Raw genomic sequence first — 15,150 nt, forward strand, 5'->3', positions numbered from 1 at the left:
GGTGAAGGGACTCGGATATGTGATCGCGACTCGCTTCCTGCCGGTGCCAAGCTTCGACTTCCGCGGCACCGGCGCGATGGTGATCTTCGGCGCGTCCCTGCTGGGAAGCCAGCTCCTGTGGCTGGTGCAGAGTCAGGCGGACGTGTTCATCGGCGGGCGCGTGCTGTCCCCGCACGAACTGGGGCTTTATGCCGAGGCGCTTTTCCTGACCCAGATCTTCGTCAGCAAGTTCATCCCGCCGCTGAATGAGGTCGCCTTTCCCGCCTATGCCCGGATGCAGCGGGAGCCGGACAAGATTCGCTGGTCCTTCTGCAAGGCGATTCGGTTGCTGATGCTGCTATCCTGCCCGATCTATTTCGGCATGGCGGTGACCGCGCCCGCGCTGGTCGAAACCATATTCGGGACGAAATGGCTGCCAATGGCGCCGCTTGTTTCGATTCTCTCGCTCGCCATGCCCTTCATGACGCTGCAGGTGATGTTCGCGCCGGTCAGCAATGCGCTTGGCCGCCCCGGCATCACCGCCCGCATTTCCGGCGTCGGCGCAGTGCTGATGCCCGCCGCATTTCTTGTTGGCATCCAATTCGGCGCGATCGGCTTGGCATGGGCGTGGCTTTGCGCCTTCCCGGTGCTGACGCTGGTGACCATCCGGCTGGCCGGCGCGTCGATGAACCTGCGCGCCAATGACGTGCTGCAGGCGACGGCCCCGGCGGTGCTGATCTCCGCCGCGATGGCCGTCGTCGTCATGCTGGTGGAATCGGCGCTGCCGCCCCTCCCCGCGCCGATTCGCCTTGCGATCTCGGTTGCCGCGGGGGGCGCGGCCTATGCAGCGATCCTGTTGCTGTTCGCGCGCGCGACCGCGAACGAACTGATCAACCTTATCGCGCGCCGCGCACCCGCCGCCGCCTGACCGGACGAATCACGCGCCCTGAATATAGTCGCGCAGCGACGCCGCCTCCGATTCGATCCGGTCGATCCGGTATTTCACCAGATCGCCGATCGATACGAAGCCGACCATCTTGTCCCCGTCCACCACGGGCAGGTGGCGGATGCGCCTTTTGGTCATCAGTGACAGGGCATGAATCACTGGCATGTCGGAATTGATCGTGTGCGCGGGCGAGGTCATCACCTCCCCGACTGGCGAGTCGAGCGAAGCGGCCCCCTCTTTGCCCAGCCGGTAGATCACGTCGCGTTCGGAAAAGATGCCAACGACTTGGCCATCGGCGACGACCGGAAGGCAGCCGATCCGTTTTTCGGCCAATATCGATATGGCGGAGAGCACGGTTGAGTCGGCCGCAATCTGGATGACCTCGCCACCCTTGCCCTTCAAAATCGCTGCTATGGTCATGACCCTGCTCCTCTCTTGTCGCTGGGGGTTGATGATCCCATGTCCCGCGCGCAAAGGGAAGATGATGAAACGCGCCGAAGGCCTGGATGATCCACAAATTGCAGCCATCGCATGGGCGCGTTTCCGGCGGATCATGGGGTGGATGGCGCTGATCGGCGCGGGATGCGTTCTTGCCGCGCTCGGCTGGCTCGCATCGCGCGGATCGCCCATGCCGATTCACATGATCATCGCGACGACTCTGGGCGTCTGGCTGACCTTCATGCTCGGCACCGGGCTGATGGCGCTGGTGTTCCTGTCCAGCGGAACCGGGCATGACGAGCAAGTCGAGGACCGGCTGAAAGGGGAGATAGACATTGACGGATAAGGGCGAACCAACATTGCGGACGGTGCCCCGTCCCGGAGATATCAACGCCAATGGCCATATCTTCGGCGGGTGGGTGCTCAGCCAGATGGATATCGCCGGGGGCATCGTTGCCGGACGGGTGGCGCAGGGGCCGGTGGCCACCGTCGCCATCGAATCCATGCAGTTCCTCGCGCCCATCCTGCTGATGGATATTATTTCGGTCTATGCGAAGCTGGAACGGCGCGGGCGAACGTCCATGGCCATCCGAATCGCCGTCATCGCGTCGCGCGACCGCGGCCAGGAAGAGGTGGAAGTCACCAGCGGCGTATTTACCTTCGTGGCGCTGGACGAAAATCATCGTCCCCGGCCGCTGCCGCCGGAATAGGTCAGTCCGGTTCTTTTAATTCATAGGTGAGTTGCGCCTTGCCATTGGCGGGCACCGTCACAGTCCAGAGCCACGCCCCATCCTTCTCCCCCAGTTTACGGCTGGAGCCGACCAGCGCCTCGCCGTCCGGTTTCGCGATCTTGACTTCCGCAGGCGCCGGGCGGTCGAGCGCATTGCTGATTTCTATCCGGTAGATCTGGACTTTGCCCCTGCCGGGGAGTGGGGTCTGGATGATTTGGACCTGCGGGCTTTCGCCGCCATTAATCTCCGTCTCCTCCCCAACCGCATGATCGCGCATCCCGCCATCGGCCAGCAGCAGCGATTCGCCCTTTGTCTGTTCGAACAGGGCGACGCCGCCGGCGGGCAAAGGAATACCCAGGCCATCCCTCGCCCGGTTCTGCATGCGCAACATGCGCGTCATAGGCTGGCTTTCGCCCTCGCCATTAAGGGGCCAAAGCGACGCAGCATAATAAAGCTGGAATGGCACGCCGGTTTTCTGGAGCAGCGCGACCTGCTTCTGCCCCTTCGCATTCACATCGACCCGCTGCGGCACGCGGTAGAGTTTTAGGTCGCCCAGTTCTTCCTGCTTCGCCATCATCGCGACCGGAGCGGCGGCCAGACTCTCCGTGCGTTTCTGCGCGGTGACGACAATATCATAGGCTGCTTCCATCATTGGCGCGGGCGGCGGGGCCGGCATGGGCGGCGGGCTGTCCGTGCTGGTCGTCGCCATCGGCCAGCATTGCAGCGACAGGAAAGGAGAAGGCGCGCGCTCCACCAGCGCATCATAATCCGATTGCTTGTTCAGCCGCCCCGCGACCGCAAGAAGCTGCGCGCGGGAAAAGCTGGCGTCATTGCCATTCGCCACAGTCAGCCATGCGAACAGATCCAGAGTGCGGCCATCGGGCGCAACCTTCGCGACATAGTTCGCGCCCCAATCGAAACCAGTCGCGAGATAGGTAAGCGTGACCGTCGCTCGCATGGCCGATGGGCTGACCGTCGTTACCGAAAGGGTAGGCCGGGCGGACAGCCCGTCAGGAACCGAATCATAGGATAATGTTTCGGGAATGCCGGAGCAGCGGAGCGCCTCCACGCCTTCCTCGGTCTGCAGCACAACCGCACCGTCCGGGCCGGAGCGGATGACGGCATCCTGCTCCACGACCTTTCCGGTCGCGCGGCTGGTGCGGCGCAGATGGACTCGATTACCAAGCGAGCCGTCAAGCAAAGCGGCGGGCGACAGCAGCCGGGCGTCGCGATTCTTCTGCGCGACGCCGCCGGGCAGGCCGGACACCACAGCGCTGACCGCGATCATGCCATCGGCGACGCCCTCAAAGCGGATCACTGATTCGCCGGCGGGTAGCGCGATGCTGCGCGTTTCGGAAATCAGGGCGAAGCCGGATGGAAACTGGGGATTGATTCCCCCCTCTCCCCGATCAGGATCGCGATAGACAGTGACCGACGCCGAATCCGGGCCGTGCGACGTCACCACCGCCTGCGCCCAGACCGCCGTGGGGCAGAGGATAAACAGACAGGCGAGGAGCAAGCGCATCGGCGCGCGGATCAATAGCGCGTATCGAAAACGGCGTTCACGATAACCCGGCCGTTCGCCGGAACAGCAACCGTCCAGACTGTCGAGTCGCTGTTGCGCCTTTTGCTTGGCTGGCTTTCGCTGACGATGCGGGTGTCCTCATAAATCCAGTCCAGCCCGGCCTGCGTCAGGTCGACGGTGACCGCCTCCGGCTTTGCATTGCTGATCTCGTACCGCATCGTTGTGCGCCAGCGGTGGTCGCCAAGCCTTTCGCGCTTTTCGACAACCGGCTGAACCTTCACATCAAACGCCTCGCCGGTAGCGAGCGCCAGCTCACTGCCCATCGGCGTATGCCCGACGCTATTCTCTCCGATGAACTGCGGCGCGCCGGAGGCATCCTTCATATAGAAGCGCACCGTCCCGGCGGGCAGCGCATCGCCCAGCCCGCCATTGCCCGACGTCGAGAATTTAACGACGCTCGAAAAACTTTGCGGCTCCTCCACGCTGTTCAGCCAGTCGTTGCGATATTCATAGCCGGCCTTGGCGGGCACGCCCTGAACATCCAGGAAGCTGACCTGCTTGGTCTGGCGGTCGGCGATCGTCGTGCGCGCGGCAATCGGGTACAGATAGAAATCGCCCAGCCGTTCGCGGCTGGCGGTTTCCGTCCCGGCCTTGCGCAGCGGTCCCGGCGCGCGCGGACGGCCATAGCCGCCATAACCCGGATTCGAGGCGCCGACCTGACCCGCCACCAGCAAGGTATGGGCATTAGTATATGTGGTGCCCGTGCTGTTGGTGAGCGTCACCCAGCCCTGCACATCGATCCGCCCCGCCTTCGAATCGAAAAGCGCAACATAGTCGGCCGCCCATCCAAGACCCGGCGTCAGATAACGGAGCGATGCAGGCCGCGCACCGGCGCGGTCGCTGTCCACCGTGACCGAGAGGGTCGGGCGGGGACGCAGGTTAGGCGGAACCTTGTCGAAGATGACGCGGACGGGGAGGCCATCATCGCGAAGCACCTCTATCCGGCTGCCAATCTGCAGGACCGTGCCGCCGTTCACTGCAAGGACCTTCGCCTGTTCGCGGGTTTCCGCCCCGGTCGCCGGATTGGTGCGGACAATGGTCACGACCTGGCCGACCGCCTTCTCCATCAGCTTGGACGGCGAGAGAAGATCGAAATCGAAATTCTGTTCGACAATGGCGGTACCGTCCGCCGCAAAGGAAACGGTCTCCGGCCGGATCTGCGCCGAAACGTCGGGAAACTCGATCCTGCTGACGCCCCGCTCAATGGGCAGGGTACGCACATCCTGAACCAGCGCGAGATTATTATTGTAGATGGTGACGGATATGTCGCCCTGGGCAGACCCCCCGGCCTGCGCCAGCGCCGCAACCGGCAGAGCGGCAAGCGCAGTCAATGCCAGGCCGACGAAAATCCTTGCGGTCGCCATTGCAACTTTCTCCCCATCCCATCGGCGACAATGCTCCATCGCCTTGCCAATGCATAGCGCCCAAACGACATCAGGGCGGCGCCATGAGTGGCGCCGCCCTGATCCTGAACATCACTATCTGACGAAATTATGAACGGCTATTCCGCCGCCTCCGCAGTGGGCGCGCGGCGCGGACGGCCACGTTTGCGCGGCGCAGGCGCTTCATCGCCATCGCTGTCATTGTCGGCGCGCGAAATGGCGGGCGGCAGAACGGCAAGGTCCAGCCCTTCCTGCACGTCCGCTTCGGGCGCCGCCTCCGCCTTGGGGCGACGGCCGCGACGCGGCTTGGGCGCAGCGTCCCCGGCGGCAACCGAAGCCTGTTCCGGGATAAATTCCGGCTGGCTGGCGGGCGCTTCCACGGGAGCCGGAACGGGCGCTGCGGCTATAGCCGCATCCTGCGGCGCGTAGTTATAGTCGCGGTCGCGATTGTTGCGGTTCCGATTGCGGTCGCCTCGCTGATTGCCACGGCCATCCTGCTGCTCGCCACGGTCGGCGCGCTGTTCGCGCGGCTGATAATCCTGGCGCTGGCCATCCTGCCGTCCATTGCCATGCCGTTCGCCATTGTCCTGGCGATAGCCATTTTCCTGACGGTCCTGCCGCTGATTGTCCCTCGGCTGGTCCTGACGGTCGGCGCGCTCCTGGCGCTGCGGCGGCGTGCGGTCGGCCATATAGTCCATGCCGAAATCGTCGCTGCCGTCGAAATCCTCGCCATTTTCGTCAAAGGACTCCTCGCGGCGGAAACGCTGCGGGTTCTGTTCCTCCTGACGGGCGCGATTGTCGGCGAGGACCCGGAAATAATGGTCTGCGAACTGCAGATAATATTCGACATTGACCCGGTCGCCCGAAAGCTGCGCATCGCGCGCCATGTTCCGGTACTTCTCAAGAAGCTGGGCGGCATTACCGCGTGAGCGGCTGTCGATCCGGTTACCGCTGTCGCCGCCTCCCCGGTTCTGACCGTTCGGGCGTCCGTTGTTGTTCCGGCCGCGATTACGGCGTCCGGCCTGACGATTGTTGATCAATGGTGGGTCCTTAGTTTCAAAGCAATCCCTATCCGTGCTCCGTCATGCACGGCTGCGCCGGGCCAGGCAGTCCAACAGAACGCCCGGACCCCCAGCCTGCCAGCAGCGAGAAGATCAACGCCGCCATGACTTTGGGAGCAGGTATCGGCCAGTCCACACCCCGGACCATGGCCTCCCCTGAGCCAGTCTCCTAAACGGTCCCTGTTAAGAAACCAAGAAAAATCCGCTTGGGAACCCTAAAATGCTGCTGTCAGGTCCGAATTTCAAGGCAGCGGTCGCGCTTTCCCAAATCCTGACGGACGGCAACCTGCAAAGCTTCGGCCCGGAACAGGTCGGCAGCGCTCTTTCCCTGATCGAATCCGATTTCCAGCAGCGCCACGCCGCCGTCCGCCAGCAATCCCGCCAACTGCGGGGCGAGGCGGCGATAGGCGTCAAGACCATCCGTCCCGGCGAACAGGGCCAGATGCGGCTCATGATGCAGCACGTCATGCGGGAGCGCGGCGGCGGTGGATATATAAGGTGGGTTCGCAAGGATCAGGTCGAACCGCTCGGCCAACCCCTCCCCCCAGTCGCCGCGCCGGAACGCCGCGCGGTCCGCCATGCCAAGACGCGCGGCGTTGGCGGATGCGACGGCGAGGGCGGCATCGGAAATATCGATGCCCAGCCCGGTCGCATCGCGCCATTCGTCAAGCGCAGCAAGCAGCAGCGCGCCGGAACCGGCGCCAAGATCGAGGATACGCTTTGGGGCACCTCCGCGAAAATGCTCGATCGCCGCTTCTATGAGAGTCTCGCTGTCTGGGCGCGGCACGAGGACATCGGGCGTCACGGCCAGAGTCAGCGTCCAGAAATCCCGCGTTCCGGTGATATGGGCGACAGGCTCTCCGGCTGAACGGCGACCCACAAGCGCATCGAAACGGGCAGGGGCCACAAGGTCGCGGAGGCGAAGGATCATATCCTCGCGGGAAATGCCGAGAGCGAAGGCCAGCAAGACCTCCGCATCAAGGCGCGGTGTATCGCTGGCGGATTGGAGACGCTGGGCTGCATCGCGTAGCGCGTCGGCGGCGTTCATAATAGAGCGCCAAATTTCAGCGTGCTCCCGCGAAAGCAGGAGCCTGGTGCCAGATTGCGCTGCTTATCCCTTGGCCCCCGCTTTCGCAGGAGCACGGATCGCACGCTATTCACCCCATCCCGTCCAGTTGCGCCAGCCGCGCCGCCTCATCTTCGGCGATCAACGCGTCGACGACTTCAGCCAGGCCCGGCCCTTCCAATATCTCCGGCAGGCGGTGGAGGGTCAGGTTGATGCGATGGTCGGTCACGCGGCCTTGCGGAAAATTATAGGTGCGGATGCGTTCCGACCGGTCGCCCGATCCCACCATCGCCTTGCGCGCACCGGCTTGCTCGCTCTGCGTGCGGTCGCGCTCCGCTTCATACAGGCGCGCGCGCAGCACCTTGAGCGCCTTGGCCTTATTCTTATGCTGCGACTTTTCGTCCTGCTGCGTCACGACAAGCCCGGTGGGCAGATGGGTGATGCGCACGGCGCTGTCCGTGGTGTTGACGTGCTGGCCGCCGGACCCCGACGCGCGATAGACGTCGATGCGCAGGTCCGTCGCCTCATTGATCTGGATGTCGACATCCTCCGGCTCCGGCAGCACGGCGACGGTGGCGGCGGAGGTGTGGATGCGGCCGCCGCTTTCGGTGACGGGCACGCGCTGAACGCGGTGGACGCCGCTTTCGAATTTCAGCTTCGCGAACACGCCTGTCCCGGTGACGGAGGCCACGACTTCCTTGAAGCCGCCGACTTCCGCTACATTGGCGGAGATAAGTTCCATCTTCCAGCCCTGCTCGTCGGCATAGCGCTGATACATGCGGAACAGGTCGCCCGCGAACAGGGCAGCTTCGTCCCCACCGGTGCCAGCGCGGATTTCCAGCATGGCGGGGCGCGCGTCGGCAGCGTCCTTTGGCAGAAGCTGCAGCGCCAGCGCGCGCTCGGCATCCGGCAGCTTGTCCTTCAGGATCTGCATCTCCTCCTGCGCCATTTCGCGCATCAGAGGGTCGGCATCCGGGTCCTCGCCCCCGGCCATAAATTCCAGCGCCTTCAGCTCCTGCCGCAAACGGCGCACTTCATGCGCTGCGTTCGCCACCGGCTCCAGCTCGGCATATTCCTTGGAAAGCCGGACAAATTCCTCCGGCGGCAGATCGGCGCGCGTCATCGACGCCTGAACCTCGTCCCGGCGGCGTTCAATCTGCGCAATGCGTTCGGGGGAGATGGACATTAAAATTTTACCCCCGATCCGTTCGGGCTGAGCTTGTCGAAGCCCTGCCCTTTAACTCGAAGAACAGAACAGCCCCCTTCGACTGCCCGCCTGCGGCAGGCGCTCAGGACAGGCTTCGACAAGCTCAGGGCGAACGGGGTTGGGATTGCGCTTTTGATAGTCATGCCGGCCATTTGTCGAGCCAACCAAGATTTTTCAGCACTTCTTCCGCCCGCCACCGATCATCGGCAGGCTGGACTCGTTTGTTGACCCTCAGCCCCTCGGCCGACATGGAGACGATCTCATTAGGCGACCGTTTTGCGGCACGGTCAAATCGCTTTTTCACAGAACCAGCGGCGATGATATCGCTGGCGATGCCTGCCGACCGCAGCGCTGAAACAACCTTGATGCCATGATCCTGATAGTCGTCATGTTCGACGACCACGATCGCATAGGGCTTCTCCACTTCCGGCGCATCAATCAGCATCGCCAACCGCTCGATACCCGCTGCCCAGCCAACCGCTGGCGTCACAGGCCCGCCCAGATTTTCGATCAGGCCATCATAGCGCCCGCCGCCCAGCACCGTGCCCTGTGCACCCAGCCGGTCGGTAATGAATTCGAACGCGGTATGCCGGTAATAGTCCAGGCCGCGCACAAGGCGCGCATTGCGTTCCCATTTCACGCCAGCCGCGTTCAGGCCGTCCGTCACCTTTTCGAAGAAGGCGCGGGCCTCGTCCGTCAGATAGGCGTCAATGTCCGGCGCGCTGTCCGCCACCGGGCGGTCGCGCGGGTCCTTGCTGTCCAGGATGCGCAGCGGGTTGCGGGACAGACGGTCCAGGCTTTCCTCCGAAAGCTGGTCCCGGTGCGCGTCAAAATGCGCGATCAGCGCGGCGCGCCAGGCGTCACGGCTGGCGGCGTCGCCCAGCGTGTTGAGGGTCAGGGTCACGCCGTCGCTGATGCCCAGTTCCCGCAGCAGATGATCGCCAAGGACCAGCAGTTCCACGTCCGCGCCCGGCTCAGCAGCGCCAATGATCTCCGCGTCGAGCTGGTGAAACTGACGGAAGCGGCCCTTTTGCGGGCGTTCGTAGCGGAATAGGGGGCCATGCGTCGCGACCTTCAGCGGCGCATATTGCTGCCAGCCCTCGGTGATATAGGCGCGGCATATGCCAGCGGTAAATTCGGGCCGCAGGGTCAGGCTGTCGCCGCCGCGATCCTCGAACGTATACATTTCCTTCGAGACGACATCGGTGCTTTCGCCCAGCGAGCGGGCGAATACCGCCGTCGCTTCGAACACCGGCAGCTCGATCCGCTGAAAACCGTAGAGGCGGCGCACGCGGTCGAAGGTCGAAACGACATGGGCGAAACGGTCCGCCTGCTCTCCCAGCATGTCCTGCGTGCCCCGGATCGGGCGCGGTGTCTCGATTTTCGCCATGGGGATGGGCCTGTAGCGGGAAAAATCGGCGAATGGAACATCCGCTTTTGGGCAGTGCAACATAACGGTCCCAAGCTATTCACTTTCTTTTATTTGCCGCGATTTCCCGGCCGGGCGGTGATTCACCCGCATGGAAATCGCTGAAGGGGTGGACTGGCTTTCCTCCGGGTGTAATGCTCGGCTGCATCACCCCGTCCCAGGGGCCGCATATCCCACTGGAGAATATCCATGCGTCTCAGGCTGATAGCCGCCCTCCTCCTGTCCACTTCGGTCGCCGCGACAGCGCTCTCCACACAATCGGCGGCCCAGTCATCGGCGCCGTCAGAAAGCACGCGCCTGAAACCCACGGCCCTGCCCGTCGTCGAAACCGTGCCCCAGCCGCGTGATGCGCCCTATCCCGGCGGCACGATCAAGCTGGAGGTCGATGTCACGGATACGGTCCGGCGAATCTTCCGCGTGAAGGAAACCATACCCGTGGCGTCGAGCGGCCCGCTCACCCTGATGATGCCGCAATGGCTGCCGGGCAATCATGCGCCGCGCGGGCAGATCGAGAAGCTGAACGGCCTGCGCATCACCGCCAATGGCAAGGATGTGCCGTGGACGCGCGATCCGCTGGACGTCTATGCCTTTCATGTCAGCGTGCCGGAGGGCGCACGGTCCGTCGTCGCGGAGTTCGAGTTCCTTTCCGCCACCGCGCCCAATCAGGGCCGTGTCGTCGTGACCGACAAGATGCTGAACCTGCAGTGGGAGGCGGTATCGCTCTATCCGGCGGGCTATTATACCCGGCAAATCCCCATCCAGGCGACCGTGACCTATCCTGACGGATGGCAGGCGGCGACGGCGCTGCGTGGCAGGCGGACCGGATCGACCATCGCCTATGACCCGACCGATTATGAAGTGCTGCAGGATTCGCCGGTGTTCGCGGGCAAATATTTCAAGGCGGTGGACCTGGGCAAGAATGTCACCCTGAACATGGTCGCGGACAGTCCGGGCGAATTGGAGTTCCGCCCGGAACAGATGGCGGCGCACCGGAAGCTGGTCGACGAGGCCCTGGCCTTGTTCGGGGCCAGGCATTTCGACCATTATGACTTCCTGCTGGCGATCACGGACGAGATGGGCGGCATCGGGCTGGAACATCACCGCTCGTCCGAAAATCAGGTCGACACCGGCTATTTCCCGAAATGGAATGACGGGCCGGGCGAGCGCAACCTGTTGCCGCATGAATTCAGTCATAGCTGGGACGGGAAGTTCCGGCGGCCCGACCTCCTCTGGACACCCACTTTCTCGGTGCCGATGCAGGACAATCTGCTGTGGGTTTATGAGGGGCAGGACCAGTTCTGGGGCTATGTGCTGGGCGCGCGTTCCGGCCTTTACAGCAAGGAGCAGACGCTGGACGCCTACGCCCATATCGCGGCGAAGCTGGACACAACGCGCGGCCGCGAGTGGCGGGCGATGGGCGATACCACGCACGACCCGATCATTTCCGCGCGGCGGCCAAAGGGCTGGGCGAGCTGGCAGCGGTCGGAGGACTATTATAATGAGGGCATGCTGATCTGGCTGGAGGCCGACGCGATCATGCGCAAACAGTCCGGCGGCCGGAAGGGGCTGGACGATTTCGCCAGGGCGTTCTTCGGCACGCATGACGGCGATTTCGGCGAGTTGCTCTACAACCGGCAGGATGTGATCGACACGTTGAACGCCATCGTCCCCTATGACTGGGCCGCCTTCCTGACCGAACGGGTCGACAGGCCAAGCAAGGAAGCGCCGAAGAACGGCCTGACGATGGGCGGATACCGCCTGACCTATGCCGAAACACCGGGATCGACGACAAAATCCGTGGAGACCAGCCAGAAACTCGTCGACCAGAGCTTCGGCGTCGGCCTGACAGTCAAGAATGATGGGGAGATCGCAGGCGTCGTATGGGACAGCGCCGCCTTCAAGAGCGGTTTCACCATCGGGTCGAAGATTATGGCGGTGAACGGCACCGAATATTCGCCCGATGTTTTCAAGGCGGCGCTCAAGGATTCGAAGGACCCCAAGAAGCCGGTCGAGATCATCCTGAAACGAGACAAGAATTACAGAACAATCAGTCTCGATTATTCAGGCGGGTTGCGCTATCCGCGCCTCGAAAAGACAGGAGAGGGTGACGGCAGCCTGGATATGCTGCTCAAGCCAAGAACATAATCACCCCGAACTTCAATAGAGTGCAGATAGGCCTAATCCCATGAACATCGACCTGATCCCGGTGGGCGACGATCCGCCCAACAGCCTGAACGTCATCATCGAAGTGCCGGTCGGCGGCGAACCGGTGAAGTATGAGTTCGACAAGAAGTCGGGCGCGCTGTTCGTGGACCGCATCCTGCACACGCCGATGCGCTATCCGGCAAATTACGGCTTCGTGCCGCACACCCTTTCGCCCGATGGCGATCCACTGGATGCGCTGGTCATCGCCCGCTCGCCCTTCGTCCCCGGCTGCGTTGTGCGCGCCCGGCCGATCGCTGTGCTGAACCTGGAGGACGAGGCCGGCGGCGACGAGAAGCTGGTCTGCGTCCCCGACGACAAGACCTTCCCCTATTACAGCGCCGTCGGCGAGAAGGACGACCTGCCCGGCATCGTGATGGAGCAGATCGAGCATTTCTTCACCCACTATAAGGATCTGGAAAAGACCAAGTGGGTGCGTATCGGCACCTGGGGCGGGGCGGAAGACGCCAAGCGGATCACCATGGAAGCCATTGACCGCTACAAGGCGGACAAGTCCAAGGCCGCGGCCTGACAAAAGTTTGAAAAGGGCGGAGGAAACGGCATTTCCCCCGCCCTTTTTCATGGGTGGGGCCAAACCTTCGTCGCCACCCGGCACGCCATTGTATCCCGATGGGACGGTTAATGGCGGCGGCACCATTTTCTGTTGCCATTACAGCGCGAATCGCTGATGCTGCGATCATTCGACGGACGCGGCATGCCGCGTGGCTAGTCCCGGCGCCTAACCCTGGGTAACCCATTGCGATCCAGCTTTTACTGCTACTGATCTCTCTGGTGTAAGTGCAGCCCGCTGGACCGTGATCGGTTCCAGGTTCCCTCGTCAATGACTTCTCCGTCGCTCCCATGCGTATGGCGGCGCTTTTCGCTCGGTAGCCCCCCCACCCAGCGAAATACAGCCTTCATATCGGTTGCCCCCGTTAATCACGGGGGGCGCCGCCGCCCTTCTGCGCCCTGGGAGCTGCCGCTATGACGCTCGCCAGGCCCCAGACCGGTGCGCCGCCCCTTCTTTACGGGCTGACCATATTTGAGCTGGAGGCGGGGCAAGGCATGCTGCTGACCCTGCTGCCGGCGGTGTCGGCGGGCGTGGCTATCCTGATCGCCGTCATACTGACCGCCAGACCGGCGTCCGGCCAGCCGCGCGTGCCGGAGTCGCACAATTGAGCGGGGTCGAAAGCGGGCGATATTATTCGCTGGACGGGATGCGCGGCCTGGCCGCCATCATCGTCGTGCTGCACCATTTCGGGCTTCAGACGAACCCTGGCCTGGCCGCCTCTGGCTATCTGGCCGTGGACTTCTTCTTCGCGCTGAGCGGGTTCGTGCTGGCAATGGCCTATCAGGACAGGCTGGCGGAAGGATTGAGCGTCCGCCGGTTCATGCTGCAGCGGGTCATCCGGCTCTATCCGCTGTTCCTGATCGGCGTGGCGCTGGGCAGCGTGAAGGCCGTCGGCCAGATCCTGATGCACGATGGAACCGCCCTGTCGCTGCCGGCCCTGACGATGACATTGATCGCCTCCCCCATGATGCTGCCAACCCCCGGCGCGAATCTGGTCAGTATCTTCCCCCTGAACACGCCGGGATGGTCGCTATTCTTTGAAATGATCGTCAGCCTGGCCTTCGGCGCCGCCCTGTTCCGCTGGCGCAATTCCAGTCTGCTGCTCGCCACGGCGATAGCGGCGATGCTGCTCCTGCCCGGCATCCTGTCGCATGACGGGCGCGTGGCGGGATTGGGCACCTCCTGGCCGGACTTCGCCTATGGTTTCCCGCGGGTGTTCTTTTCCTTCCTGACCGGCATGCTGATCTTCCGCATGACCCAGGGACGGGAACGTCAGGTCAATGGCGACGTCCTGATCGCCATCCTTGCCCTGATCGCGCTCCTGCTGGGGCGGCCGGATAGCTGGTTTAACGCGGAATATGACATCGTCGTGCTGATGCTGATCATCCCGGCGGTCCTGTGGTGCGGCGCGATCTGGGAAGTGCCCGAACGACATCAGCGCTTCTTCGCCTGGCTGGGGGACATATCCTATCCGCTCTATATCCTGCACTTCCCGCTGCTGATGATCTATCTGTTCGTGGCGCGGGGCCACGCCATCCATCCGGCCCTTCTGGGCATCGTGTTCCTGCTGGCGATGCTGGCGCTCTCGACGCTGGTTTTGCGGTTGTATGACGAACCGGCCAGAGCGATACTGAGTATGCGGTTCCGCATGCCGGGAAGCTGCCGTTTTCGCGGATCGGCAACCTTGCAGCCGGAACCAGGCCGGGCCGACAATGCTTCTGCACAGAGCAAACACAAGCGAAATACCCCACCGCCACGATAAGATGTCAGACAGATACCAGATCGACGCCAATGCGCCTGAAATCGCCCGCCTGTTCGGCGCGGAGATTGCTGGCGAGACGCCTGTTCCCAAGTTGCTCAACCCCGGCGACCAGGGTCTGGTCGTCCGGCAGGAGGGAAGCCGCCGTATCCTGAGCGCCATGCTGTGGGGCTTTCCGCTTCAGCCAAGCAAGGCGGCGCTGCGGCGCCACCCGAAGGCGAAGCCAAAGCCGGTGAACAAGGCCAAGGGCCTTACCCGTCCTTTCTGGAAGGAAGTGGCGGAAAATCCCGCCAACCGCTGCCTGATCCCCGTCACCCGTTTCGTCGAGCCGCCGGTAAAGCGCCCGTCCGAGCAGACATGGTTCGCGGTGCCGGACCAGCCCATTCTCGCCTGGGCTGGGCTGTGGAAGGCAAGCGAGGAATGGGGAGACGTCTACAGCGCCGTCATGACCGAAGCCTGCGCCTATGTCGCGCCAGTGCATGACCGCATGCCGGTGATCCTGCATCCGCGCGACTGGGACAGATGGATGCACGGCACGCTGCAGGACGCGCTGATGCTGCAGCAGCCCTATGGCGGCGAGATGGTCGTGGAGACCAATGTCGGCTGAGCCAGCGTGCGCCGCTGCCGCGATCCCCGCCCGTTCAGATGACCCTGTCCGCCTCCAGCGCCCAGACAGCCTCGTCGGCGGCGCGCGGCATACGCCGGTGGAGCCGCGCATCGACAGCCGCCAGCCGCTCGACGGCCGCTTCCAGCCGGTCCTCCGGCAAGGTGAAGGGCAGGCGCACGAAACGCTC

15 protein-coding genes and 1 other annotated feature (1 of these 16 only partly in view) are annotated in these 15,150 nt (G+C 63.5%); of the genes, 8 read left to right on the plus strand and 7 right to left on the minus strand.

Going from position 1 to position 15,150, the window contains the following annotated elements; translation table 11 throughout:
* Positions 1–907, plus strand: partial view of a lipopolysaccharide biosynthesis protein gene (locus BHQ40_RS12980; RefSeq protein ID WP_070156290.1) — the 3' portion only. The gene continues 572 nt to the left of window position 1, outside the view; 907 of the gene's 1,479 nt are visible here — the last part of the coding sequence; its start codon lies off the left edge, out of view; the stop codon is at positions 905–907.
* A 9-nt stretch (positions 908–916) separates the two neighbouring features.
* On the opposite strand, the gene BHQ40_RS12985 is transcribed toward BHQ40_RS12980, so the two are convergent.
* A complete protein-coding gene (locus BHQ40_RS12985; protein WP_070156291.1) occupies positions 917–1,345 on the minus strand; it encodes a CBS domain-containing protein in 429 nt (142 codons plus the stop codon).
* Positions 1,346–1,409: 64 nt separating this feature from the next.
* Between BHQ40_RS12985 and BHQ40_RS12990 the strand changes: the two genes are divergently transcribed.
* Both BHQ40_RS12990 and BHQ40_RS12995 read left to right on the plus strand, forming a co-directional pair.
* Positions 1,410–1,709, plus strand: coding sequence for an adenosylcobinamide-GDP ribazoletransferase (locus tag BHQ40_RS12990; protein WP_070156308.1), 300 nt, complete (start codon positions 1,410–1,412; stop codon positions 1,707–1,709).
* Positions 1,699–2,073 carry an acyl-CoA thioesterase gene (locus BHQ40_RS12995; protein ID WP_070156292.1) on the plus strand — a complete coding sequence of 125 codons (375 nt, stop codon included), beginning with the start codon at positions 1,699–1,701 and terminating at the stop codon, positions 2,071–2,073. The genes BHQ40_RS12990 and BHQ40_RS12995 overlap by 11 nt, the downstream gene beginning before the upstream one ends.
* Before the next feature lies 1 nt (position 2,074).
* Here BHQ40_RS12995 and BHQ40_RS13000 read toward each other — a convergent pair whose 3' ends face one another.
* From BHQ40_RS13000 to hisS, 6 genes are all read right to left on the minus strand, one after another.
* Complete coding sequence (locus BHQ40_RS13000) at positions 2,075–3,619, minus strand: DUF4139 domain-containing protein (protein WP_070156309.1); 1,545 nt, start codon at positions 3,617–3,619, stop codon at positions 2,075–2,077.
* 11 nt (positions 3,620–3,630) lie between these two features.
* Complete coding sequence (locus BHQ40_RS13005) at positions 3,631–5,043, minus strand: DUF4139 domain-containing protein (protein ID WP_070156293.1); 1,413 nt, start codon at positions 5,041–5,043, stop codon at positions 3,631–3,633.
* A 137-nt stretch (positions 5,044–5,180) separates the two neighbouring features.
* On the minus strand, positions 5,181–6,101 hold the full coding sequence (locus BHQ40_RS13010) for a DUF4167 domain-containing protein (protein WP_070156294.1): 921 nt from the start codon (positions 6,099–6,101) through the stop codon (positions 5,181–5,183).
* A gap of 250 nt (positions 6,102–6,351) precedes the next feature.
* The gene (gene prmC, locus BHQ40_RS13015; RefSeq protein WP_070156295.1) at positions 6,352–7,170 is read right to left on the minus strand and encodes a peptide chain release factor N(5)-glutamine methyltransferase; all 819 of its coding nucleotides are present in this window, start codon (positions 7,168–7,170) and stop codon (positions 6,352–6,354) included.
* A gap of 109 nt (positions 7,171–7,279) precedes the next feature.
* Entirely contained in the window at positions 7,280–8,374 is a 1,095-nt protein-coding gene (gene prfA / locus BHQ40_RS13020; RefSeq protein ID WP_070156296.1) for a peptide chain release factor 1, read from the minus strand.
* Between the two features lie 160 nt (positions 8,375–8,534).
* Positions 8,535–9,785 carry a histidine--tRNA ligase gene (hisS, locus tag BHQ40_RS13025; protein WP_083276894.1) on the minus strand — a complete coding sequence of 417 codons (1,251 nt, stop codon included), beginning with the start codon at positions 9,783–9,785 and terminating at the stop codon, positions 8,535–8,537.
* A gap of 228 nt (positions 9,786–10,013) precedes the next feature.
* On the opposite strand from hisS, the gene BHQ40_RS13030 reads away from it, so the two are divergent.
* From BHQ40_RS13030 to BHQ40_RS13050, 5 genes are all read left to right on the plus strand, one after another.
* Positions 10,014–11,969 carry a M61 family metallopeptidase gene (locus BHQ40_RS13030; protein WP_070156297.1) on the plus strand — a complete coding sequence of 652 codons (1,956 nt, stop codon included), beginning with the start codon at positions 10,014–10,016 and terminating at the stop codon, positions 11,967–11,969.
* 40 nt (positions 11,970–12,009) lie between these two features.
* Positions 12,010–12,558 carry an inorganic diphosphatase gene (gene ppa, locus BHQ40_RS13035; protein ID WP_070156298.1) on the plus strand — a complete coding sequence of 183 codons (549 nt, stop codon included), beginning with the start codon at positions 12,010–12,012 and terminating at the stop codon, positions 12,556–12,558.
* A gap of 171 nt (positions 12,559–12,729) precedes the next feature.
* Positions 12,730–12,782, plus strand: a sequence feature (sul1 is cis-regulatory element that is thought to sense ions involved in sulfur or methionine metabolism; They are found in Alphaproteobacteria).
* 228 nt (positions 12,783–13,010) lie between these two features.
* The gene (locus BHQ40_RS13040; protein WP_070156299.1) at positions 13,011–13,205 is read left to right on the plus strand and encodes a hypothetical protein; all 195 of its coding nucleotides are present in this window, start codon (positions 13,011–13,013) and stop codon (positions 13,203–13,205) included.
* Entirely contained in the window at positions 13,202–14,359 is a 1,158-nt protein-coding gene (locus BHQ40_RS13045) for an acyltransferase family protein (RefSeq protein WP_070156300.1), read from the plus strand. Before BHQ40_RS13040 ends, BHQ40_RS13045 begins: the two co-directional genes overlap by 4 nt.
* A 1-nt stretch (position 14,360) precedes the next feature.
* Positions 14,361–14,963: an SOS response-associated peptidase gene (locus tag BHQ40_RS13050; protein ID WP_070156301.1), complete on the plus strand. Its 603-nt coding sequence runs from the start codon at positions 14,361–14,363 to the stop codon at positions 14,961–14,963.
* Positions 14,964–15,150: the final 187 nt, after the last annotated feature.

The sequence above is a fragment of the Sphingobium phenoxybenzoativorans genome, from assembly GCF_001757355.1.
Classification (GTDB): Bacteria; Pseudomonadota; Alphaproteobacteria; order Sphingomonadales; family Sphingomonadaceae; genus Sphingobium; species Sphingobium phenoxybenzoativorans.

What these genes read in the sequence shown, in the direction of transcription:
- BHQ40_RS13050 (WP_070156301.1), top strand. Translation starts at nt 14,361, where the DNA reads ATGTCAGACAGATACCAGATCGACGCCAATGCGCCTGAAATCGCCCGC.
- BHQ40_RS13000 (WP_070156309.1), bottom strand. Translation starts at nt 3,619, where the DNA reads ATGCGCTTGCTCCTCGCCTGTCTGTTTATCCTCTGCCCCACGGCGGTC.
- hisS (WP_083276894.1), bottom strand. Translation starts at nt 9,785, where the DNA reads ATGGCGAAAATCGAGACACCGCGCCCGATCCGGGGCACGCAGGACATG.
- prfA (WP_070156296.1), bottom strand. Translation starts at nt 8,374, where the DNA reads ATGTCCATCTCCCCCGAACGCATTGCGCAGATTGAACGCCGCCGGGAC.
- BHQ40_RS12985 (WP_070156291.1), bottom strand. Translation starts at nt 1,345, where the DNA reads ATGACCATAGCAGCGATTTTGAAGGGCAAGGGTGGCGAGGTCATCCAG.
- prmC (WP_070156295.1), bottom strand. Translation starts at nt 7,170, where the DNA reads ATGAACGCCGCCGACGCGCTACGCGATGCAGCCCAGCGTCTCCAATCC.
- BHQ40_RS13040 (WP_070156299.1), top strand. Translation starts at nt 13,011, where the DNA reads ATGACGCTCGCCAGGCCCCAGACCGGTGCGCCGCCCCTTCTTTACGGG.
- BHQ40_RS13030 (WP_070156297.1), top strand. Translation starts at nt 10,014, where the DNA reads ATGCGTCTCAGGCTGATAGCCGCCCTCCTCCTGTCCACTTCGGTCGCC.
- ppa (WP_070156298.1), top strand. Translation starts at nt 12,010, where the DNA reads ATGAACATCGACCTGATCCCGGTGGGCGACGATCCGCCCAACAGCCTG.
- BHQ40_RS12990 (WP_070156308.1), top strand. Translation starts at nt 1,410, where the DNA reads ATGAAACGCGCCGAAGGCCTGGATGATCCACAAATTGCAGCCATCGCA.
- BHQ40_RS13005 (WP_070156293.1), bottom strand. Translation starts at nt 5,043, where the DNA reads ATGGCGACCGCAAGGATTTTCGTCGGCCTGGCATTGACTGCGCTTGCC.